General features: G+C 65.4%; 15 protein-coding genes and 1 pseudogene. 9 read left to right on the top strand and 7 right to left on the bottom strand.

Annotation, left to right across the window (positions count from 1 at the left end):
- Nucleotides 1-217 precede the first annotated feature (217 nt).
- The gene (locus C0Z18_RS15850; RefSeq protein ID WP_102646356.1) at nt 218-2,083 is read right to left on the bottom strand and encodes a glycoside hydrolase family 15 protein; all 1,866 of its coding nucleotides are present in this window, start codon (nt 2,081-2,083) and stop codon (nt 218-220) included.
- A gap of 285 nt (nt 2,084-2,368) precedes the next feature.
- Between C0Z18_RS15850 and C0Z18_RS15840 the strand changes: the two genes are divergently transcribed.
- Entirely contained in the window at nt 2,369-2,614 is a 246-nt protein-coding gene (locus tag C0Z18_RS15840; RefSeq protein WP_102646354.1) for a hypothetical protein, read from the top strand.
- A 26-nt stretch (nt 2,615-2,640) separates the two neighbouring features.
- On the opposite strand, the gene C0Z18_RS15835 is transcribed toward C0Z18_RS15840, so the two are convergent.
- Entirely contained in the window at nt 2,641-2,799 is a 159-nt protein-coding gene (locus C0Z18_RS15835) for a DUF3096 domain-containing protein (RefSeq protein ID WP_102646353.1), read from the bottom strand.
- Nucleotides 2,800-3,003: 204 nt separating this feature from the next.
- Here C0Z18_RS15835 and C0Z18_RS15830 point away from each other — a divergent pair, with 204 nt between their 5' ends.
- Both C0Z18_RS15830 and C0Z18_RS15825 read left to right on the top strand, forming a co-directional pair.
- Nucleotides 3,004-4,239, top strand: a complete 1,236-nt coding sequence (locus tag C0Z18_RS15830; RefSeq protein WP_408647009.1) for a lactonase family protein — start codon at nt 3,004-3,006, stop codon at nt 4,237-4,239.
- A 379-nt stretch (nt 4,240-4,618) separates the two neighbouring features.
- Nucleotides 4,619-5,272: an antimicrobial peptide resistance and lipid A acylation PagP gene (locus C0Z18_RS15825; protein WP_102646438.1), complete on the top strand. Its 654-nt coding sequence runs from the start codon at nt 4,619-4,621 to the stop codon at nt 5,270-5,272.
- Nucleotides 5,273-5,293: 21 nt separating this feature from the next.
- Here the strand turns inward: C0Z18_RS15825 and C0Z18_RS15820 are convergent.
- Nucleotides 5,294-6,913: pseudogene (locus C0Z18_RS15820) on the bottom strand (DNA translocase FtsK); the annotation flags it as partial.
- A gap of 1,639 nt (nt 6,914-8,552) precedes the next feature.
- Nucleotides 8,553-9,092: an META domain-containing protein gene (locus C0Z18_RS15815; RefSeq protein ID WP_102646350.1), complete on the bottom strand. Its 540-nt coding sequence runs from the start codon at nt 9,090-9,092 to the stop codon at nt 8,553-8,555.
- Between the two features lie 195 nt (nt 9,093-9,287).
- Here C0Z18_RS15815 and purT point away from each other — a divergent pair, with 195 nt between their 5' ends.
- Nucleotides 9,288-10,502 (top strand): formate-dependent phosphoribosylglycinamide formyltransferase, encoded by a 1,215-nt coding sequence (purT, locus tag C0Z18_RS15810; RefSeq protein ID WP_102646349.1) that lies wholly within the window; start codon nt 9,288-9,290, stop codon nt 10,500-10,502.
- Between the two features lie 283 nt (nt 10,503-10,785).
- A complete protein-coding gene (locus tag C0Z18_RS15805) occupies nt 10,786-12,225 on the top strand; it encodes a DEAD/DEAH box helicase (protein WP_102646348.1) in 1,440 nt (479 codons plus the stop codon).
- 70 nt (nt 12,226-12,295) lie between these two features.
- On the opposite strand, the gene C0Z18_RS15800 is transcribed toward C0Z18_RS15805, so the two are convergent.
- The gene (locus C0Z18_RS15800; RefSeq protein ID WP_233217325.1) at nt 12,296-12,826 is read right to left on the bottom strand and encodes an Lrp/AsnC family transcriptional regulator; all 531 of its coding nucleotides are present in this window, start codon (nt 12,824-12,826) and stop codon (nt 12,296-12,298) included.
- A 223-nt stretch (nt 12,827-13,049) separates the two neighbouring features.
- Between C0Z18_RS15800 and C0Z18_RS15795 the strand changes: the two genes are divergently transcribed.
- Complete coding sequence (locus tag C0Z18_RS15795; RefSeq protein ID WP_102646347.1) at nt 13,050-14,066, top strand: 1-aminocyclopropane-1-carboxylate deaminase; 1,017 nt, start codon at nt 13,050-13,052, stop codon at nt 14,064-14,066.
- A 28-nt stretch (nt 14,067-14,094) separates the two neighbouring features.
- Here the strand turns inward: C0Z18_RS15795 and gluQRS are convergent, their stop codons facing one another.
- Both gluQRS and C0Z18_RS15785 read right to left on the bottom strand, forming a co-directional pair.
- On the bottom strand, nt 14,095-14,997 hold the full coding sequence (gene gluQRS, locus C0Z18_RS15790; protein WP_102646436.1) for a tRNA glutamyl-Q(34) synthetase GluQRS: 903 nt from the start codon (nt 14,995-14,997) through the stop codon (nt 14,095-14,097).
- Nucleotides 14,998-15,020: 23 nt separating this feature from the next.
- Nucleotides 15,021-15,884 (bottom strand): sulfurtransferase, encoded by an 864-nt coding sequence (locus tag C0Z18_RS15785; RefSeq protein WP_102646346.1) that lies wholly within the window; start codon nt 15,882-15,884, stop codon nt 15,021-15,023.
- A 178-nt stretch (nt 15,885-16,062) separates the two neighbouring features.
- Between C0Z18_RS15785 and dnaE the strand changes: the two genes are divergently transcribed.
- The 3 genes from dnaE to C0Z18_RS32960 are packed head-to-tail and all read left to right on the top strand — an operon-like array spanning nt 16,063 to nt 21,045.
- Nucleotides 16,063-19,629 (top strand): DNA polymerase III subunit alpha, encoded by a 3,567-nt coding sequence (gene dnaE / locus C0Z18_RS15780; protein ID WP_102646435.1) that lies wholly within the window; start codon nt 16,063-16,065, stop codon nt 19,627-19,629.
- A gap of 10 nt (nt 19,630-19,639) precedes the next feature.
- Nucleotides 19,640-20,650, top strand: coding sequence for a glycosyltransferase family 2 protein (locus tag C0Z18_RS15775; RefSeq protein WP_102646345.1), 1,011 nt, complete (start codon nt 19,640-19,642; stop codon nt 20,648-20,650).
- Nucleotides 20,647-21,045: a GtrA family protein gene (locus tag C0Z18_RS32960; protein WP_269845315.1), complete on the top strand. Its 399-nt coding sequence runs from the start codon at nt 20,647-20,649 to the stop codon at nt 21,043-21,045. The genes C0Z18_RS15775 and C0Z18_RS32960 overlap by 4 nt, the downstream gene beginning before the upstream one ends.

The following is a 21,045-nucleotide window of genomic DNA, read 5'->3' as shown; positions in this document are numbered from 1 at the left end:
CGGCGCTCGGCGTCGCGGCTGGGGTACCGCACGGTTGCTCGTGGCGATGATACGCAATTGATGATAAAGGAGAAACGGTGTTGGTGCAATGCAGCATTTTGGTGCATGGGCCGGGGACTTTCCCGGATACTGCTGCGCAGCAACCGTGCCGATATCGGCGCCCCCCGCGTGCGGCCGTACCTGGCGCATGCGGCGGCGTCCAAAGCGCCGGCAGCGCTCAAAGCGCCTCGCCATCCAAGGTAAGGTCCTGATCCCTTCCGGCGCCGGCCGGATGGCCGGTGGCGTGCGCCATCGATTCCTCGTGGCGCATCAAATTGAGCCCCGTATGCACGAGCGCCACATGGGAGAACGCTTGCGGGAAGTTGCCGGTGAAGCGCTGCGTTTGCGGATCATACTCTTCGGACAGCAGCCCCACGTCGTTCACGAGCCTCGCCAAACGTTCGTACATCGCATGCGCTTCGTCCATGCGTCCCTGCAGTGCGAGGTTATCGACCATCCAAAAGCTGCATGCGAGGAAGGTGCCTTCGCCGGGCGGCAGCCCATCGTCCACTTTATGCGTGCGGTAGCGGCTCACGAAGCCGTCGTGCATGAGATCGTTCTCGATCGCGGCCATGGTCGAGGCGATGCGCGGATCATCCGGCGGCAAGAAGCCCACGAGCGGAAGCAGCAGCAAACTCGCATCGAGTTCGTCGCCGCCGTACACCTGCGTGAAGGTACGCCGCTCGTCGTTCCAGCCTTTGGTGCAGACGTCGGCGTGGATGCGTTCGCGTACGGTGCGCCATCGATCGATCGGCGCGGACAATTCGAACTTCTCGGCCGAGCGGATGGCCCGGTCGAAGGCCACCCAGGCCATGACTTTCGAGAACGTGAACTGGCGCGGCCCGCTGCGCACTTCCCACAGCCCTTCGTCGGGTTCGATCCAGATCGCCTCGAGGTGTTCGAGCATCACGCATTGCAGGGCCCAGACGGCTTCGTCGGCATGCAGCCCGCCGACGCGCGCAAGATGCAGCGCGTTCATGACTTCGCCATAGACATCGAGTTGCAATTGGCCGACCGCTTTGTTGCCGATCCGAACGGGGCTCGCGCCTTCGTAACCGGGGAGCCAGTCGATTTGCATCTCGGGCAAGCGGCGCTCGCCGGCCACGCCATACATGATTTGCGCCTGCGCGGGAGAGCCGGCGAGCGCGCGCTCGAGCCAAACGCGCCAAGCGCGGGCTTCGTCGTAAAAGCCGCAGCGCATGAGCGCGAGCAGCGTGATGGTCGCGTCGCGCAGCCAGCAGTAGCGGTAGTCCCAGTTGCGCGAGCCGCCGAGTCTTTCGGGCAGCGACGTGGTGGGCGCGGCGACGATGCCGCCCGTCGGCTTGTACGCCAGGGCTTTGAGCGTGATCAGAGAGCGGCGGATCGGCTGCGCGTACCGGCCTTGCACGCCGCACTGGGCGATCCAGTCTTGCCAATACCGTTCGGTTTCCCCGAGCAACTCGAGCGGATTCTTCGCCTGGGGCAGACGTACATGAGAAGCCGAATACGCGAGCACGAAGGGGATTTGTTCGCCCTCGGCCACGGTGAAGTCCGCCACCGTATGCATGTTCTCGCCGCGCAACTCGACGGGCGTGCGCAGCACCACCGTGTCCGGCCCGACCACCGCCTTGATCCCGCCCATGCGGTGCTCCCCGCCGTGTGCAAGCCGCGTGACCCACGGTACCGATAGGCCATAGTCGAAGCGCAAAGTCAGCGACATGCGCATGGGTACCCGGCCTCGCTCGCCCACGACGATGCGCACGAGCTCCGAGCGGCCATTGCCGGGCGGCATGAAATCGATGACCGTGACCGCGCCGTCGGCGGTCTCGTGACGCGTTTCGAGGATCAGGGTTTCGCCGCGATAACGTCTCGATCGCGTCACCGGCGAACCCGGCGTCGGCGCAAGGCGCCAAGCGCCGTGCTGCTCGGTGCCGAGCAGCGCCGCGAGGCACGCCCCGGAATCGAAGCGGGGCCAGCATAGCCAATCGACCGAACCTTCACTCGAAATGAGCGCGGCCGTATGGCCGTCGCCGACGAGAGCATAGTCTTCGATATGCGCGGGCATGATGTCGGTGTTTCTCCTGCTATCGGGGCGAATGCCGATACGAAAACGACGGCAAATGCGTGTCAATGTACACGCCGGCCCGAAGCGCGCGTGCAAAGCTTGCGCGTCGCGTCGGGCGGATCGCGCCGGAAACGATTTCGCTTTGCCACGGCGCGAAATGGCTGGCTACAATCGGGCTTCGGGGATTCCGGCCGTGCGCTTCCGATATAACGAGCCACGCATAGTGCGACGCGTACCCGGCCACCATTGCGCTAGTCATCAACACTCAAAGTGAGAATTGACGCCATGCTGAATCCGTCGAAGGTCGACTGCATCACGATCCTCTCCGCAGCACGCGAGCTCGGCGACGACGCCTTGCTCCAACTCGATCCCCGCATCCTCGGTCTCACGCGCAACGCCATGGAATCGGCTGCCGTATTTTTGATCGAGCGCGGCTGCTTCAAGCGTCACCGCGACGGTGACGGTCATTATGCTGTCGGCGGCTTGTCCTTGCAGGGCAAGCTGCGGCTCGACCAGTTCGTCAACGGCTGAGCCGGATAGGCGTCCCGGGCGCTCGCTCAAAGGTGCAGCGAGTGCGCGCCCGGGCCCAGCAGCCCAATCAACCCGATGATGATGAGATAGAGCGCGACGATGTAGTTCAACAGTCGCGGCACGATCAGAATCAGAACGCCCGCGATTAGCGCGGCAATCGGTCCCAAGCTGACGAAGATATTCATAACGACTCCTTTGATTTCCTTGTTGGAATGGAGGAACTGGGTCGACGCGCGCTCGTCCGCTCGGGCCCTATCCATGCTCATCACCCGGAACGTCGCGAGCGTCCACTCGGACCCCTATGCAAAGTGCCGGCCTGGCCCGCAAAGCGTCGCCTTTCGACGGCGGAACCGGGTATTGGGGTCCGTCACCCATGGAGAGTTTGTCTTATGTTTCGAATGGTTCGCATCATGCCCCGGCGCGCAACGTGCACCGTCTTCGGCGTACGACTCGCAGGCCTCGCCCTCGCATGCGCGGCGGGCACCTCGGCGGCCTCGGCGCAAGACGCCATGCCCGGCCCGGCCAACGCAAGCACGTACGACTTGCTCGTCGGCACCTACACGGCCGGCAAAAGCCACGGTATCTACGTCTATCGCTTCGATGCGTCCAATGGACAGGTGACGCCGCTGTCATCGGTAGAGACGGTCAATCCCTCGTATCTCGTCGTGGCGCGCGATCATCGGCATGTATACGCCGTCAACGAATTGCCAGGCGACAACGGTCCGGCAACGGAGCGCGGCGGGATCAGCGCTTTTGGCTTCGATCCGCAAGCGGGGCAGCTCGCGTTCATCGATCGCGTCTCGTCGGAGGGCAACGACCCTTGCTACTTGTCGTTTTCGCCCGACGGCCGCTACCTGTTGACCGCGAACTATTCGGTTGCCTCGGATCCCGGGGGGAGCTTCGCCGTCTTCCCGCTTCAAGCGGACGGCGGCGTCGGGCCTGCGGTGCTCGTGGTTCATCACGAGGGCGGAGGGCCGGTGAAGGGCAGGCAGGACGATGCCCACGTGCATTCGACGGTGTTCGCGCCCGATGGACGCTATCTATTCGCGCAGGATCTCGGCAACGACAAGCTCTACGAATATCGTTTCACGAACGACGGCAGCCGCGGCCTGATCAGCCCGGTCCCCGAAGGCTACGTGCAGATGCCGGCCGGCTCGGGTCCGCGTCATCTGATCTTCGACGCCGGCGGCCACTATGCCTACCTCACGAGCGAGTTGGCGGGCACCGTGACGACGCTGCAATACGCCAACGGCAAGCTCAATACGCTTCAGGTCTTGCCGCTGACAGCGCCAGGATTCAAGGGCAAGATCGGCGCAGGGGCGATCCATCTTTCGCCCGATGGACGATTTCTTTACGCGACGAATCGCGGCGATGCGAACGAGATCGTCGTCTTCTCGGTCGATCCTTACGACGGTTTGCTCAAGCTCGTCGGACGGCACTCGACGCTCGGCCGCACCCCGCGTGAGTTCGCAATCGATCCGACGGGACGATGGCTCATCGTCGGCAATCGGGACAGCGACACCGCGTTCGTTTTTCGGCGCGACCCGAAGACGGGTTTATTGACCGATCCCACGCAGCTTTCCATCGGCTCGCCTGTCGATTTCCAGTTCACGCCCGCCTCGTAACCTCGTCATCGAGCCCGGGCGGCCGCCGTTGCGCGTTTCATGCGATAAAAACAAAGAGAGCCTACGCGTCAGAGCTAGCGCGTAGGCTCGAATCTACCGCCTCACGGGGGGCGGGGCGGCAGGGGATGACCGGGTCGAACTTTCGACCGAACGCCGTTGCTGCCGGCTTGTCCATAACATGATGGACGGCGGGTGGCGGCTTCGTCGGTTTATGCAACACTCGTGCCAGCGGTAACGTAAGCGAATCGCATAGCGCCCAGGTAGGACTTGCCGCCCGATGTGCGGCACGCGCGATGCGGCGCCGAAACTGCCCTCCAACGAATAGTTCTTGCAATCGTTGCGCAAGTTTTACGCGCTTACGCGATGGGAGAGCGCATTCATGACCGCTGCTTTGGCCGAGCCGTTCCGAAGGCGGTGCGCCGGACGGGCGATCGCCGGCGCCCGCGGCGTATGCTGCGCCGGTCTGGTCGCCGCCGCGATCGCTGCGCAATGGGGGCCGCGAGTGCTCGGAGCGCTCGTTCCAAGCGCCGAGGCGGCGCAATGCGGCAGCGGCGATGGGTTGTACGCCGAGTACTGCCGGCGCATCGGCCGGGTCGGCGGCCAGGGCTCGTGGGACTTGTACTTGACGGGCTACGGCTGGCACATCGACGGCTACTCGTCCAGCTACCGCGCCTCGCTCAACGCGCGCTCGTGGGGCGGCGGAGCGGGCAAGCATTGGAGCGGCGCCGACGGCCGGGAGGACATCGTGTTCGCGTTCGTCTTTCTGGACTCGCACGACCATCCCGAACCGATCGGCGGCTATGCGCGCCAGTGGTATACGCGGCCTGTGCTCGGCGGTCTCGCGCTGGGCGGCGGCTATTTCATCGGCGTCACTGCCCGCGACGATGTTTTTCACTACGTGCCCCTGCCGCTGGCATTGCCCATCGCGTCGCTGCGCTATCGCAAGCTGTCCGCCATGGGCACGTTGATCCCGCGCTTGGGCGGGTTGAACAAGGGCGACGTCGCCTTCTTCTGGATGCGTTACGAGTTCTGACCCGCCGGGCGCCGCGACGGATCAGGGCTCCGAGCTAGGCGGTGCGATGACCTCGCGGCTGCCGTTGACGCCCATCGCCGAGACGAGCCCCGCTGCCTCCATTTGTTCGACGAGTCGCGCAGCGCGGTTGTAGCCGATGCGCAACTGCCGTTGCACCGCCGAAATCGATGCGCGGCGCGTGCGTACGACGAAGGCGACGGCTTCGTCGTAGAGCGGATCGGCTTCGGCATCGGGCGCGTCGCCGAAGAGGTCCTGTGACGCTCCTTCCGTCGCCGGACCGTCGAGGATGCCTTCGATGTACTCGGGCTCGCCGAATTGCTTCAGATGCTCGACGACGCGATGCACTTCCTCGTCGGCGACGAACGCGCCGTGTACGCGTTGCGGGTAACCGGTGCCGGGCGGCAGGAACAGCATGTCGCCTTGACCGAGCAGCGACTCCGCGCCCATCTGATCGAGAATCGTGCGCGAGTCGATCTTCGAGGACACTTGGAAGGCGACCCGTGTCGGGATGTTCGCTTTGATGAGCCCGGTGATGACGTCCACCGACGGACGCTGAGTCGCCAAGATCAGATGAATGCCCGCCGCACGCGCCTTTTGCGCGAGCCGCGCGATCAACTCCTCGATCTTCTTGCCGGCCACCATCATCAGGTCGGCGAGCTCGTCGATGACGACGACGATCAGCGGTAAGGGCGAGAGCGGCTCCGGCGCGTCGGGCGTGAGCGAGAACGGGTTGCCGATCTTTTTACCCGCGGCCTGCGCATCGCGCAGCTTCTGATTGAACCCGGCGAGATTGCGCACGCCCACCGCCGACATTAGCCGATAGCGCTTTTCCATCTCGCCGACGCACCAGTTCAACGCGTTGGCCGCGAGCTTCATGTCGGTGACGACAGGGGCCAGCAGATGCGGAATGCCTTCGTAGACGGAGAGTTCCAGCATCTTCGGGTCGATCATGATCAGCCGCACTTCCTCGGGCGTGGCTTTGTAGAGCAGCGAGACGATCATCGCATTGATCGCGACCGATTTCCCGGAGCCCGTCGTGCCGGCGACGAGCATATGCGGCGCCTTCGCGAGATCGGTGACGATCGGGTGCCCCGTGATGTCCTTGCCCATCGCGAGCGTGAGCTTCGAGGCCGAGTTCCGGTACGGGGTGGCCTCGAGGATTTCCGATAGGCGGATCGTTTGCCGCTTCGCGTTCGGCAACTCGAGCCCCATGCACGTTTTGCCGGGGATCGTTTCGACGACGCGGATCGACGTAAGACCGAGCCCGCGCGACAAGTCCTTCATCAAGCCGACGATTTGGCTGCCACGTACGCCGAGCGCGGGCTCGATTTCGAAGCGCGTGATCACCGGGCCCGCCGAGGCGCCGACGACAGCTACGGGTACCTTGAACTCCTGCAAGCGCTGCTCGATCAGCTGTCCGGTTTGCGCGAGGCGCTCGGCCGGGATTTCCTCGGTTTCGTTCGATGCCGGCTCGAGCAGATCGAGGGACGGCAATTCGACGGCCGAGGCGGCCGGCGCTTGGAACATGAACTCGGTCGGGGCATGCCCTCGCAACGGCGTGCGCGTGCCGGATTCGACGCTCGCCGGCGCCGGCACGGGCGCCGGTATGGCTGGCAGCGGCTCAGGCAGCGGGGAGGACGCCAGTTCCAAAAGAACCGGCGGCACCCGCGCGGCCGGTACTACGGTGTCCGGCGTGCCAGCGGCGGGGGCCGCGTGCCACGGCGGTTCGATGGCGGCGTCCGTGTGCGCCTCGGAAGGTTCGTCCGCCTCGCTCCATGGCGCGGCCGCCGTCGAATGTTCCGGCTCGTCGTCCGGCGCGCGTTCCGTCGACGGCGCGTGCATTTCAGGGCTCGGCGCAAAGGCTCCTTCGGCCGCGCTTTGCGCCGATGGCGTAGGCTCGTCGGATGCCGCATCGGACGGTTCAGTCGTCGCTTCAATTGCGATCGACGGCGCGGTATCCGCGGGCGAGTGCACCTCGACCGGGGCGTGCGCGGGAGATTCGTCATCGCCGAGCTGCCTCGAGCCTTGCGGCGCGGCGTCCGCCGGCGTATCGCTCGCCGGTTCCTGCTCGGGCACGCTCGGCCGCGGTGTGGCGGCCACTCCGCGACGCGCTAGGCTCGAACTCGCCAGCGCCGTCCATTGCGCGGCGTTCGCTTCGATCGCCTTCAGCGTTTCGAGTACGCCCGGCGAGGGCTCTGCTTGCGACGGCGCAGGCGCAGCCCCGTCCACCCCCGGCGCGTAAGTTTGCGCGGCGGGCGGCGCCGCCGGGTTGCGAGCGGCTGCAGCGGCTTGGACTGCACGGCTGTCTCGAACGGCCGCGACCGGGACCGCCGGCGGCGCTGATGCTCCGGCGGTGGACGCGGCTGAGACACCTGCGGCCGCCTGCGACGCGCGGGCCGCGGCATACCCCGCGGCGGCCGCGAACGCGCCATTGCCTGCTCGAGGCCCGACGCCGGGCGCGGCGGCATGGCGATTCACCCCCGCGGAAGCCGCAGCGGCCGGCGCGCGATTGCCCGCGGCGGGCGTAGGAAGAGCGGTGTTGCTGACGGGCGGGCGCGTAGTGCGCGTCGTACGCGATGCGTCGCCGCCAGTCCAAGGTATCGGCGATGCCGGCCGGGCGGCAGCCGACGGCTCGAACGGTTTGACGTCGATCGCACGAGCGTCGCGCGCAAGGGCGCGTGGCGCGACGGGCGTGCCCGTGGCGGGGCGCGTTTTGATGCCGGCGCTGGCGGGAGGCTGCCATACCGTGGGACGCGCATAGCGGCCGGTTTGCTTGGGCGCCATCGGGTTTGCCGTGGACGCACGTATGACCGACCCTTTGACCGCGCCACGGCTCGCGCGCGGCTCGTCTTCCCGCGTGCCGGCCGCCCCGGGCCCGATGTTCAGGCCGAGACCGAACGCGCGGTCGGCCCAGCGCAGCGCATCGCGCCAGGAAAAGCCGATGAGCCACGGCAATCCGGCCAGCAGCAGCAAGGGCGCTGCGAAGAAAGCGCCGCGCCCGAGCGCGCGCATGCCGAAGCCGAGGAGCGCATGCCCAAGCGCATTGCCCGTATGGGGCGCGAGTGCCGCTTCGAGCGCGCCGCTGCCGGCAAAGACGCCGGCAAAGCCGAGCCAAAGCCGGATCGTGCCGCGCCGACCGGCGTCACGCATGATGGCTCCGATCGCGAGCCGCAATGCCAGCGGGATGACCCACAAGGCCGAGACGCCGAACCAGCTGAAAACTACCGTGTGCATGCTAAAGGGTGAGACATTCTGGGAAGGCGAGCGAGCGCCGGTCCGTTCATTGGCCTTCGCGCGCGAAGGTCAGCGTGACGCCGTTCGATGCGACGATGCGCATCTGCTGCGGCGGACGCATCTGTACGAGCGTGGTATCGATATGTGACAGCGCGGCGAGATAGGCCTGCTCCAAGCGGCCCGCATCGGCGCCGCAGGCCCGGCGCGTCGTGGCGAGCGGCCCGAACGTCAACCCGCCCGCGCGCAACGCATAGGTCCCCGAAAAGCGATTGCAGCCCGAAAAACCGCTCGCGAGGCGCTGGCCCGACGTAGCGTCGAGCGCAAGCGTCGGCACGGCTGTCTTGTCGGCCGGTACCTCGAATGCGGACCGCCCGTCGCTCGTTTGAGCGCTCTGTAGAACCCAGTGGGTGTCGTCGAGCAATTGGACGGCGGCAGGATTGAGCGGATTGCTCGGTCCGGCTGCGGAATCCGGATGAGTCGGCATCGCACAGCCGGCGACGGCGAACGCGGCCGCAAGCGCGAGCGCGCACGGCGGCAAGCGCCGGCGCGAGCGTGCGCGCGCCGGTGCAACGAATGGATTCGACATGGCCCCGAACCTTCATTTAAATCTGGCGAAGGCGTAAGGGTAACGCACTCCTGGCGTCGCTAGCGAGCAAGGTACGCAACACGGGTATCACGCGAGCGGCGAGCGCGAGGGCAGCGCCGCATCCGCGGTACGAAATGGGGCCCTCGCGCGTGTTAACATCGCCCTCTTTCCTTCTATCGCACAACGGGATTCGCCATGCAGATCGGTCAACGGATCGGGACGCCGCTCTCGCCTTGCGCCACGCGCGTCATGCTGCTGGGTGCGGGCGAGCTCGGTAAGGAAGTCATCATCGCGTTGCAGCGGCTCGGGGTGGAGGTCATCGCCGTCGACCGCTATCCGAATGCGCCGGGCCATCAAGTCGCGCATCGAGCGCATACGATCGACATGACCGATGCCGAGGCCGTCAAGGCGCTCGTGCGAGCCGAACGGCCGCATCTGATCGTGCCCGAGATCGAGGCGATCGCCACCGACGCGCTTGCCGATATCGAGGCGCAGGGGCTCGCCGAAGTCATCCCCACGGCGCGCGCGACGCAACTGACGATGAACCGGGAGGGCATCCGCCGTCTGGCGGCCGAGACGCTCGGATTGCCGACCTCGCCTTACGAGTTCGCCGATTCGCCGGCGTCGTTCAAGGCGGCCGTCGAGCGGATCGGTTACCCCTGCGTGGTCAAGCCCGTGATGTCGTCCTCGGGCAAGGGCCAGTCCGTCGTGCGCTCCGAAGCCGATGTCGAGCACGCTTGGCAATACGCGACGGCCGGCGCGCGCGTGAACGTCGGGCGCGTCATCGTCGAGGGTTTCATCACGTTCGACTATGAGATCACTCTGCTGACGGTGCGCGCCGTCGACCCCGCGAGCGGGGAAGTGCGCACGTCGTTTTGCGAGCCGATCGGCCACCTGCAGGTGGACGGCGACTATGTGCAGTCGTGGCAGCCTCAGCCGATGCCGGGCGCGGCGCTCGAGCGTGCCAAGCACATTGCCGAGCGCGTCACCGGCGCGTTGGGCGGGCGCGGCGTGTTCGGCGTCGAGCTGTTCGTGCGCGGCGACGATGTGTGGTTCTCGGAAGTGAGCCCGCGCCCGCACGATACGGGGCTCGTGACGTTGCGCTCGCAGCGCCTCTCGGAGTTCGAACTGCACGCGCGCGCGATTCTGGGTTTGCCGGTCGATACGTCCTTGCTGTCGCCGGGCGCGTCGGCCGTCATTTACGGCGGGCTCGACGAAGCCGGGATCGCGTTCGAGGGCGTGCGCGAGGCGCTGGCCGTCCCGGATACGGATCTTCGTTTGTTCGGCAAGCCCGAAAGCTTCAAGAAGCGGCGCATGGGCGTGGCCGTGGCGACGGCGTCGGGTATCGACGAGGCCCGCGAACGTGCGTTGGCGGCCGCTGCGGCAGTGCGGCCCGTGTCGGCAAGCTGACCGTTCGAACCCCGCGCGCGGGTGCCGATCCCGGTCGTGTGTGCGGCCGGCCACGAGCAGGCACGGCCCGTGCAAGCTTGCGGTGCTACAATACTGGCCTTTCCGGTGGCATATCCGCCGGCTGGAGCCGGCCGCGCACGAAGCGCGGTCCTCGGCAGATGTCCTGCAGCGCGAGACTCGCCGTGGCTCCGCCTTCATGTCGACCTCATCGAGCGGCTGTGTTGCCGCCGCCGCGCGCTCGAACGACGCAGCGCCTAGCGGCGCACTTTTAGCGAACGCCACAATGTCCGATCCCGCTGTCACGCCTACTACTCCGACTTTCGACCAGTTCGGCCTCGCCCCCGAGATTCTCCGGGCCGTCACCGAGCAAGGCTACACCACGCCCACGCCGATCCAGGCCGAGGCTATCCCGGTCGTGCTGGCGGGACGCGACGTGATGGGTGCCGCGCAAACCGGAACGGGTAAGACGGCGAGCTTCTCCCTGCCGATCATTCAGCGGCTGCTGCCGGCCGCGAGCACGAGTGCCTCGCCCGCGCGCCATCCCGTGAGAGCGCTGATTCTCACGCCCACGCGCGAGTTGGCCGACCAAGTCGCCGCGAACGTGCAGTCGTACGCGAAACACACGCCGCTGCGCAGCGCCGTGGTGTTCGGCGGAGTCGACATGAACCCGCAATCGGCCGAGCTTCGGCGCGGCGTGGAGATTTTGATCGCAACGCCGGGACGCCTGCTCGATCACGTGCAACAAAAGACGGCCAATCTCGGGCAGGTGCAGATTCTCGTGCTCGACGAGGCGGACCGCATGCTCGACATGGGCTTTTTGCCCGACTTGCAGCGCATCCTGAACCTGTTGCCGAAGGAGCGTCAGACGCTGCTTTTCTCGGCAACGTTCTCGGGCGAAATCAAGAAGCTCGCTTCCACCTATCTGCGCAACCCGCAGACGATCGAGGTGGCGCGCAGCAACTCGACGGCCACGAACGTGACGCAAATCGTCTACGAAGTGGCCGAGGGCGACAAGCAAGGCGCTGTCGTGCAACTGATTCGCGAGCGTGGGCTCAAGCAGGTCATCGTGTTTTGCAACAGCAAGATCGGCGCGAGCCGGCTTGCGCGGCTGCTCGAGCGCGACGGCGTGGTGGCCTCCGCGATCCACGGCGACAAGACGCAGAACGAGCGGATGCAGGCCCTCGACGCATTCAAGCGCGGCGAGATCGAGGCGCTCGTCGCCACCGACGTGGCCGCGCGCGGGCTCGACATCGCGGAATTGCCGGCCGTCATCAACTTCGATTTGCCGTTCAATGCGGAAGACTACGTGCACCGCATCGGGCGTACGGGGCGAGCGGGCGCGTCGGGCGATGCGCTTTCGCTTTGCAGCCCCAACGAACGCAAGCAGCTCGGCGAAATCGAAAAACTGATCAAAAAGCCGCTGCAAGTGCAGACGCTGACCGTGCAGACCCCCGTGCGTCACGGCCGCGAAGAGCACGGTCGACGCGAGCGTGACGAGCGTGCGGGGCGCCGTCGCACCGGCTCGCACGAGCGTACGACGTATCGCGCGAATCACGCACCGGTCGACGACTTCTTCCTGAAGCCGTACGAGCCGTCCCCGTCGGCGCGCAAGGAAGAAGAGGCGAAAAAGCAAGAAGCGCCGCAAAGCAAATCGCCGAAGCAGCCGCTGGCCGCACTGCTGGGCGGGTTCGGCATGCCGCGGCGAAATAGTTCGTCGTCCTGATCCTCGTCCTGATTTCGGCTGGTCGGACGCGGGCCGTTTTCATTGCCGGGCGCGCCCTTGCGCTGCCTTGTCAAATCGGAAACTGCGTCGTCGACAAAATCTCCTTGAGTACCATGAACGAGCGAACCTGCCGCACGCCCGGCAGGTAAAGCAATTGCTCGGCGTGCAGCCGATTGAAGCTCTCGCTGTCGCGGGTGCGTACGAGCATGAAGTAATCGAATTCGCCCGTCACCACGTGGCACTCCATACACCCGGAAACGTTGCGAGCCGCTTGCTCGAAAGCGGCGAATGCCTCCGGCGTCGATCGATCCAGCACGATGCCGATGATGACGAGCATGCCGGCCCCGAGGGCCTTCGGCTCCAGTAGCGCAACGACGCCGCGGATCAACCCCATCGACTTCAGCCGCTCCACGCGCCGCAGGCATGCGGGTGCGCTGAGCTTGACCTTATCGGCGAGCGCGACGTTCGAGATCGACGCGTCGCGCTGCAATTGTTTGAGAATCGCCCGGTCGATGCGGTCGAGTTGCGCGGGGGCAAGCGAATCGATCGTAGTCGGCTCGCTGGGCGCCTTGGCGGTGGCCCGTGGACGGGGGGGCGGCATCTCGCGACGCTGATCGGGACGCAATTTCGTTGCGCACATGGTCGATATGAGACTAGGTTCGTTAATCGAAACACGCTGACGGCCGATCAAAAGTAAGGGAGTCAATAAAACTTCGCAAGCTCATTTCGCGCGCGCTTGCCTATCATTTCCCGGTGTTCAACCCGCACGCTGCCTGGCCGCGACGGCCTCGCCGCCCATGCGACTCGACTCGACCGGAGCCACCATGAATCTGAAGCGATTTTCCCGTTATCCGCTGACATTCGGCCCCACGCCGATCCAGCCGCTCAAGCGCTTGAGCGCGCATCTGGGCGGCGGCGTGGAGCTCTACGCGAAGCGCGAAGACTGCAACAGCGGTCTTGCGTTCGGCGGCAACAAAACGCGCAAGCTCGAATACCTCGTGCCCGAAGCGATCGCGCAGGGCTGCGACACGCTCGTCTCGATCGGCGGGATTCAATCGAACCAGACACGGCAAGTGGCGGCGGTCGCGGCGCACCTAGGCATGAAGTGCGTGCTCGTGCAGGAAAACTGGGTCAACTACTATGACGCGGTCTATGATCGCGTCGGCAACATCGAACTGTCGCGCATTCTCGGCGCCGACGTGCGCCTCGTGCCCGACGGGTTCGATATCGGCATACGCAAGAGTTGGGAAGACGCGCTCGAAAGCGTGCGAGCAGCCGGCGGCAAACCGTATGCGATTCCCGCCGGCTGCTCGGAGCATCCGCTCGGCGGGCTCGGCTTCGTCGGATTCGCCGAGGAAGTGCGCGAGCAAGAAGCCGCGCTCGGATTCAAATTCGATTACATCGTCGTGTGTTCGGTCACCGGCAGCACCCAAGCGGGAATGGTCGTCGGCTTCGCGGCCGACGGGCGCAGCGATCGCGTGATCGGTATCGATGCATCCGCCAAGCCCGAGGCGACGCGTGCGCAGATCACGCGCATCGCCGAACATACGGCCGAACTCGTCGGTCTCGGGCGTCCGATCTCCGCTGACGATGTCGTGCTCGACACGCGCTACGGCGGTCCCGAATACGGACTGCCGAACGAGGGCACGCTCGAGGCGATCCGCCTATGCGCCCGTTACGAGGGCATGCTGACCGATCCGGTCTATGAGGGCAAGTCGATGCACGGCATGATCGACAAAGTGCGCCGCGGTGAATTCCCACCGGGCTCGCGCGTGCTGTATGCGCATCTGGGCGGCGCGCCCGCGTTGAGTGCCTACAGTTTTATTTTCCGCGACGGCTGAGCGCGGGCCGGCGCTCGCGCGGCGAGCGCTAGGCCGCGCTTGGAACGAATCGCTCGGCCCAAGCGGCGATCGCGTCGGTATAGAACGCGTCCAGCGATCGATACGCGTGCGCTTCGCGCAATTGAAGCCCAAGGTGCCGGGCCGCCGCGACGAGTGCCGGCAACGGTTCGTCCGCGTCCAGTTCGCGCGCGCCCGTTTGCTTACTGAGCTTTTCTCCCTGCGCGTTGGCCACGACCGGAACATGCAGATAGGAGGGCGTCGGCACGCCTAGGCAGCGCTGCAAATAGATTTGACGAGCCGTCGAATCGAGCAGGTCCGCGCCGCGCACGACGTGCGTGATGCCTTGCTGCGCATCGTCTACGACGACGGCAAGCTGATAGGCCCATTGCCCATCGGCGCGCTTGAGGACGAAGTCGCCCACCTCGAGCGCGAGATCTTGGGTTTGCCGGCCCTGCCAGCGATCCTCGAACGTGATCACGGCTCGCGGCCCGTCCGGTACGCGCAGACGCCACGCGCGCGCCGGCTTGCCGTGCAGCCCGAGCCGGCAGGTGCCGGGATACGCGAGCGTCGTGTGGCGCGCATGGGCATTGGCCAAAGAATCGGCAATTTCCTTGCGGGTGCAGCCGCATGGATAGACGAGCCCGGCCTGCTCGAGTTGCGCCAACGCTTGCGCATAGCGCGCCGTGCGCGTGCTTTGCCAGACGGGGGGCTCGTCGCTTCGCATGCCGAAGCGCGCCAACGTTCGGATGATCGCCTGATCGGCGCCGGGCACGGTCCGCGGACCGTCGATATCCTCGATTCTGACGAGCCAGGTGCCGCCGTGCGCACGGGCATCGAGATAGCTCGCGAGTGCGCCGACGAGCGAGCCCGCGTGCAACCGGCCCGTGGGCGAGGGCGCGAATCGGCCGCGATAGGGTGCCCGCGGCGGCATCTGCCCCGCGAGAGGCGCGTCGATCACGCCGCGCGTGCTGCGTCCCGGTTCGGATGGCATGCGGGGCACGTCTTGCCGGGCGAATAAAGCGGCGAGCGCTGTGCCTCGGGCGGCACGACGGCGCGGCAGCCGAAGCATTGGACCGTTTCGGTCGGCTCGAGCCGGGGATTGAGCGCCGTGCGATAGTCGAACACGAAGCATTCGCCGCGATAATGCGCGCCGCCCACTTCCTCGAAGTACTTGAGGATGCCGCCCTCGAGTTGGTAGACGTGCTCGATGCCGGCCTCTTTCATATGGATCGCCGCTTTTTCGCAGCGAATCCCGCCGGTGCAGAAGGAGACGACGGTCTTGCCGTCGAATTCGCCGCGGTGCGACTCGACCAGCGCCGGAAACTCGCTGAATTTCGCGATTCGATAATCGACCGCGTCCTCGAACGTGCCGACGTCCACTTCGAATGCGTTGCGCGTATCGAGCATCACGACGGGGCGACCCTCGTCGTCGCGGCCTTCGTCGAGCCAGCGCTTGAGCGTGGGCGCGTCGACCGAGGGCGCGCGGCCCAGTTCGGGCTGGATCGCGGGCTTTTTCATCGTGATGATTTCCCGCTTGCGCTTGACGAGCATGCGGCGGAACGGCTGCGTCTCAGAAAAGCTTTCCTTGAATTGCAAGTCGGCGAATTTGCCCTCGAAGAGCGGGTCGCCGCGCAGATAGTCGACGAATTCGCGCGCGGCCTCGGGCGTGCCGGCGATGAACAGGTTGATGCCTTCGGGCGCCAGCAAGATGGTGCCGCGCAGCCCGAGCGCCTCGCACCGCTCGGTGAGCAGCGGGCGCCAAGTGTCGATGGCGTCGATCGTGACGAAGCGGTAGGCGGCGAGATTGACGATACGCATGATGATATTGCGATGATAAGAGCCGGCGCGCACGGGCGCCCGTGGCACGGCGCCCCGGCGTGGGGCGGCCGCGTTCGTGGGGCGGCGCGGAGCGGCGAAACCGCTATTATCCCGCAAACTGCGGACGACTCGTCCTTGGCCACCTGCGCGACCGGTGCGAGCGAAGGCCGGATGTACAATATCGCCCATGTCAGATCCCCGCTTCGTCCATCTCCGCGTCCACTCCGAATTCTCGATCGCCGACGGCATCGTGCGCATTGACGACATCGTCAAGGCCGCGGCCGACGACGGCCAGGGCGCGCTCGCCATGACCGATCTCGCCAACGCGTTCGGTCTCGTCCGGTTTTACAAGGAAGCCCGCGGCAAAGGCGTGAAGCCGATCGCGGGCTGCGACGTCTGGGTCATGAATCCCGACGATCGCGATAAGCCCTCGCGCTTGCTCTTGCTCGTCAAGGATCGGCGCGGCTATCTCAATCTGTGCGAATTGCTGACGAAGGCGTGGCTCACGAATCAGTATCGCGGCCGCGCGGAAATCGATGCCGCCTGGCTCGATACGCCGCTCAGCGAGGGGCTGATCGCGCTGTCCGGTGCTCAGCAGGGCGATATCGGTCTCGCTCTCGCGGCGGGTAACGAGCAGGCGGCCATGCGGCACGCGCAGCGCTGGGCCGCGTATTTCCCGAATGCGTTCTACATCGAATTGCAACGGTACGGCCAGCCGGGCGGCGAAGCCTACGTGCAGCAGGCGGTCACGCTCGCGTCGAGCCTGAAGTTGCCCGTGGTGGCCACGCATCCGATCCAATTCATGTCGGTGGACGATTACACGGCGCACGAGGCGCGCGTGTGCATCTCCGAGGGCGATATTCTCGCGAATCCGCGGCGTCCGAAGCGTTTCACGACGGAGCAGCGGTTTTGCACGCAAGACGAAATGGCCGAGCGCTTCGCCGATATCCCGTCGGCGCTCGCCAATACGGTGGAAATCGCCAAGCGCTGTAATTTGACGCTCGAACTCGGCAAGCCGAAGCTGCCGCTGTTTCCGACGCCCGACGGCATGTCGCTCGACGATTACCTGGTTCAGTTGTCGAAGGAAGGGCTCGAGAAACGCCTGGCCGAACTGTTTCCCGACGAAGCCGAACGTTCGCGCGAGCGCGAGAAGTATTATCAGCGGCTCGATTTCGAGTGCGGCACGATCATCAAGATGGGCTTCCCGGGCTACTTCCTGATCGTGGCCGACTTCATCAACTGGGCCAAGAACAACGGCGTGCCGGTAGGTCCGGGCCGGGGCTCCGGTGCGGGTTCGCTCGTCGCGTATGCGCTCGGTATTACCGATCTCGACCCTTTGCGCTACAACTTGCTGTTCGAGCGCTTCTTGAATCCGGAGCGGGTATCGATGCCCGACTTCGATATCGACTTCTGTCAGGAAGGGCGCGACCGCGTCATTCAGTACGTGAAGGGCAAGTACGGGGCCGATGCGGTGTCGCAGATCGCGACGTTCGGCACGATGGCCGCGAAGGCGGCCGTGCGCGACATCGGCCGCGTGCTCGATCTCGGATACAACTTCACCGATGGCGTCGCCAAGCTGATCCCGTTCAAGCCGGGTAAGCACGTGACGATCGCCGACGCGATGAAGGAAGAGCCGCTCCTGCAAGAGCGCAACGACAGCGAAGACGAAGTGCGGCAGTTGCTCGAACTGGCGCAGCGCGTCGAGGGCTTGACGCGTAACGTCGGCATGCACGCCGGCGGCGTGCTGATCGCGCCGGGCAAGCTGACCGATTTTTGTCCGCTGTACACGCAAGGCGATGACGGCGGCGTCGTGAGCCAGTACGACAAGGACGACGTGGAAGCGGTCGGCCTGGTCAAGTTCGACTTCTTGGGTCTGACCACGCTCACGATCCTCGATTGGGCCGAGCGCTACATCCGCCGGCTCGATCCGGCCAAGGCCGACTGGTCGCTCGCGCAGGTGCCGCTCGACGATCCCGCTTCGTTCTCGATCCTGAAGAAAGCGAATACGGTCGCGGTGTTCCAGTTGGAAAGCCGCGGCATGCAAGGCATGCTCAAGGACGCGCAGCCCGACCGGTTCGAGGACATCATCGCGCTCGTGGCGTTGTATCGCCCGGGTCCGATGGATCTGATCCCGAGCTTTTGCGCGCGCAAGCATGGGCGCGAGGTGGTGGAGTATCCCGACCCGCGCGTCGAACCTGTTCTGAAAGAGACCTACGGCATCATGGTCTATCAGGAGCAGGTGATGCAGATGGCGCAGATCATCGGCGGCTATTCGCTCGGCGGCGCCGACCTGCTGCGCCGCGCGATGGGTAAGAAAAAGCCCGAGGAGATGGCCAAGCACCGCGAGATCTTCGCCGAGGGTGCGGCCAAGAACGGCTTGACGCGCGAGAAGTCCGACGAGATCTTCGACTTGATGGAGAAGTTCGCGGGCTACGGCTTCAACAAGTCGCACGCGGCCGCCTATGCCCTGCTCGCGTACTTCACGGCGTGGCTCAAGGCGCATCATCCGGCGGAATTCATGGCGGCCAACATGAGCTTGGCCATGGACGACACGGACAAGGTCAAGATCCTCTACGAAGACTGCAAGACGAACGGCATGGCCGTGTTGCCGCCCGACATCAACCGCTCGGCGTATCGTTTCGAGCCGGTGGCCGAGGCGGACGGCAAGCGTTCGCGCACGATCCGTTACGGCCTGGGCGCGGTGAAGGGCAGCGGTCAGAACGCCATCGAGGAAATCCTGCGGGCGCGGGAGGAAGGGCCGTTTACCGACCTGTTCGATTTCTGCGCGCGCATCGATCGGCGCGTCGTCAATCGCCGCACGATCGAAGCGTTGATCCGCGCGGGCGCGTTCGATTCGATCCACGAGAATCGCGCGCAACTGATCGCGTCGGTGCCGCTGGCGATCGAGGCGGCCGAGCAAGCGAGCGCGAATGCGATGCAAGCGGGCTTGTTCGACATGGGCGATGCGCCGTCGCAGGGCCATGAACTCGTCGACGAACCGGCTTGGCACGACAAGCGCAAGCTGCAGGAAGAAAAGACCGCGCTCGGCTTTTATCTCTCGGGGCACTTGTTCGATGCTTACAAGGACGAGGTGCGGCGCTTCGCTCGCATGAAGCTCGCCGATCTGAAGGAAGGCCGCGACAAGCTCGTCGCCGGCATCATCGCCTCGCTGCGCACGCAGATGACCCAGCGCGGCAAGATGCTGATCGCGCTCGTCGATGACGGCACGGGGCAGTGCGAAGTCACCGTCTTCAACGAGCAGTACGAGGCGAACAAGGCGTTGTTCAAAGAGGACGAACTGCTCGTCGTGCAGGGGCAGGCGCGCAACGACGCCTTCACGGGCGGGATACGTTTTACCGTCGATTCCGTGATGGATCTCGAGCGCGCGCGTAGCCGCTATGCGCAGGCCGTCAAGGTGCGTATGAACGGCAATGCCGATGCGGCCGCGCTCAAGCGCGTGCTCGAGGCGCATTGCGCGCCGCGGCAAGAAGAGCAAGTACCCGCGGCGGTCGCGGCAGGCCCGGCCGGTGGCCGCGGCGGGCGCGGGGGGCAAGGTGGCTTCGGAGACGGCGGCCGGCAGCGCGCTCCTGTGCCGACGGGACTGGCCGTTCGGATCGCCTACAGCACCGAGCGCGCACAAGGTGAAATCACGCTCGGCGAATCGTGGCGCGTGCGGCCCTCCGACGATTTGCTCGTGGCGCTGCGCAAAGAGTTCGACGGCACCTCCGTCGACATCGTGTATTAGCGGGGGCGTCATGTCGGAGTATTTCGGTGGGGTAGGCGTCGATGCGACGGTGGGCACGGATGGAGGGCGTTCTTCGGGCGCGCACGATCTCGTGTCGCTCGTCGTGCCGTTTTATAACGAAGCGGACGGTATCGAGACGTTCTTCCGCGAAGTGACGCCCGTCCTCGAGCGCATTCCCGGCATCGACTACGAGATCGTCTGCGTCAACGACGGCAGTGCCGATTCGACGCTCGAACGCTTGCTGGCCGTGTGCGCGGACAACCCGCGCGTGCGTGTGGTCGATCTATCGCGCAACTTCGGCAAGGAAGCCGCGTTGACCGCGGGTATCGATGAAGCGCAGGGCGCCGCGGTAATTCCGTTCGACGCCGATCTGCAAGATCCGCCCGAAGCGATTGCGCGCCTCGTCCAGCGCTGGCGCGAGGGGTTCGACGTCGTGCTGGCCAAGCGCGCCGAGCGCAATACGGATACCTACATGAAACGCGGCACCGCCGCGCTTTTTTATCGCGTGCACAACGCCATCAGCGAAACGACGATTCCGGAAAATGCCGGCGATTTTCGATTGATGTCGCGCCAAGTCGTCGATGCGCTCAAGCAATTGCCCGAGAATCGCCGGTTCATGAAGGGGCTCTTCTCGTGGGTGGGGTTTCGAACGGCGCAGATCGAATACGAGCGGCTGCCGCGCACAGCCGGTGAAACGAAATTCTCGGCGTGGAAGCTCTGGAATTTCGCGCTCGAAGGGCTCACGAGCTTCGGCACGTGGCCGCTGCGCGTATGGACCTATATCGGCGGCGGCACGGCCCTTTTCGCGATTGCCTACGCGATCTATCTCGCCTTGCGCACGATGATTCGCGGTGTGGACGTGCCCGGCTACGCTTCCATCATTACGGCTGTATTGTTTCTCGGCGGCACGCAATTGATCGGTATCGGCGTCATCGGCGAGTACATCGGACGTATCTATATGGAATCGAAGCGCCGGCCGGTCTATATCGTGCGGCGCGTTTATCGGCAGGGCGCTTCGTGAGAGGCGGACGATTGACGCGTTTTGTCGCTTACGCTTGCGTCGGCGCCGCTGGAACGGCAGTGCAATACGTTGTGCTGGCCGCGCTCGTATCGACCCACGTACTCGACGCCGTGGCGGCATCCGCTATCGGTGCCGCAGCCGGCGCGGTGGTCAACTACTGGCTCAACCACCGCTTCACGTTTCGAAGCGATAAAGCGCATCGCGTTGCGGCGCCGCGTTTTTTTGTCGTGGCGGCTGCCGGCATAGCATTGACGGGCGTATTGATGGCCATCTTCACGCACGGCTTTCGGATGCCGTGGCTGGCTGCGCAATGCGTGACCACGGCCTGCCTATTGGCACTGACCTACACGATCAATTCCGCCTGGGCATTCCGGTCCGTCGAGCGTGACGTTTGA

This window comes from Trinickia dabaoshanensis (assembly GCF_002879885.1).
GTDB classification, from domain to species: domain Bacteria; phylum Pseudomonadota; class Gammaproteobacteria; order Burkholderiales; family Burkholderiaceae; genus Trinickia; species Trinickia dabaoshanensis.
The sequence above is the reverse complement of the archived record's forward strand: the minus strand, read 5'-3'. Positions and strand labels throughout refer to the sequence as shown.

Bases quoted from the DNA above. Each gene is read 5' to 3' on its own strand.
- C0Z18_RS15850 (WP_102646356.1), bottom strand. From the start codon at position 2,083: ATGCCCGCGCATATCGAAGACTATGCTCTCGTCGGCGACGGCCATACG.
- C0Z18_RS15840 (WP_102646354.1), top strand. From the start codon at position 2,369: ATGCTGAATCCGTCGAAGGTCGACTGCATCACGATCCTCTCCGCAGCA.
- C0Z18_RS15835 (WP_102646353.1), bottom strand. From the start codon at position 2,799: ATGAATATCTTCGTCAGCTTGGGACCGATTGCCGCGCTAATCGCGGGC.
- C0Z18_RS15830 (WP_408647009.1), top strand. From the start codon at position 3,004: ATGTTTCGAATGGTTCGCATCATGCCCCGGCGCGCAACGTGCACCGTC.
- C0Z18_RS15825 (WP_102646438.1), top strand. From the start codon at position 4,619: ATGACCGCTGCTTTGGCCGAGCCGTTCCGAAGGCGGTGCGCCGGACGG.
- C0Z18_RS15815 (WP_102646350.1), bottom strand. From the start codon at position 9,092: ATGTCGAATCCATTCGTTGCACCGGCGCGCGCACGCTCGCGCCGGCGC.
- purT (WP_102646349.1), top strand. From the start codon at position 9,288: ATGCAGATCGGTCAACGGATCGGGACGCCGCTCTCGCCTTGCGCCACG.
- C0Z18_RS15805 (WP_102646348.1), top strand. From the start codon at position 10,786: ATGTCCGATCCCGCTGTCACGCCTACTACTCCGACTTTCGACCAGTTC.
- C0Z18_RS15800 (WP_233217325.1), bottom strand. From the start codon at position 12,826: ATGCCGCCCCCCCGTCCACGGGCCACCGCCAAGGCGCCCAGCGAGCCG.
- C0Z18_RS15795 (WP_102646347.1), top strand. From the start codon at position 13,050: ATGAATCTGAAGCGATTTTCCCGTTATCCGCTGACATTCGGCCCCACG.
- gluQRS (WP_102646436.1), bottom strand. From the start codon at position 14,997: ATGCCGCCGCGGGCACCCTATCGCGGCCGATTCGCGCCCTCGCCCACG.
- C0Z18_RS15785 (WP_102646346.1), bottom strand. From the start codon at position 15,884: ATGCGTATCGTCAATCTCGCCGCCTACCGCTTCGTCACGATCGACGCC.
- C0Z18_RS15775 (WP_102646345.1), top strand. From the start codon at position 19,640: ATGTCGGAGTATTTCGGTGGGGTAGGCGTCGATGCGACGGTGGGCACG.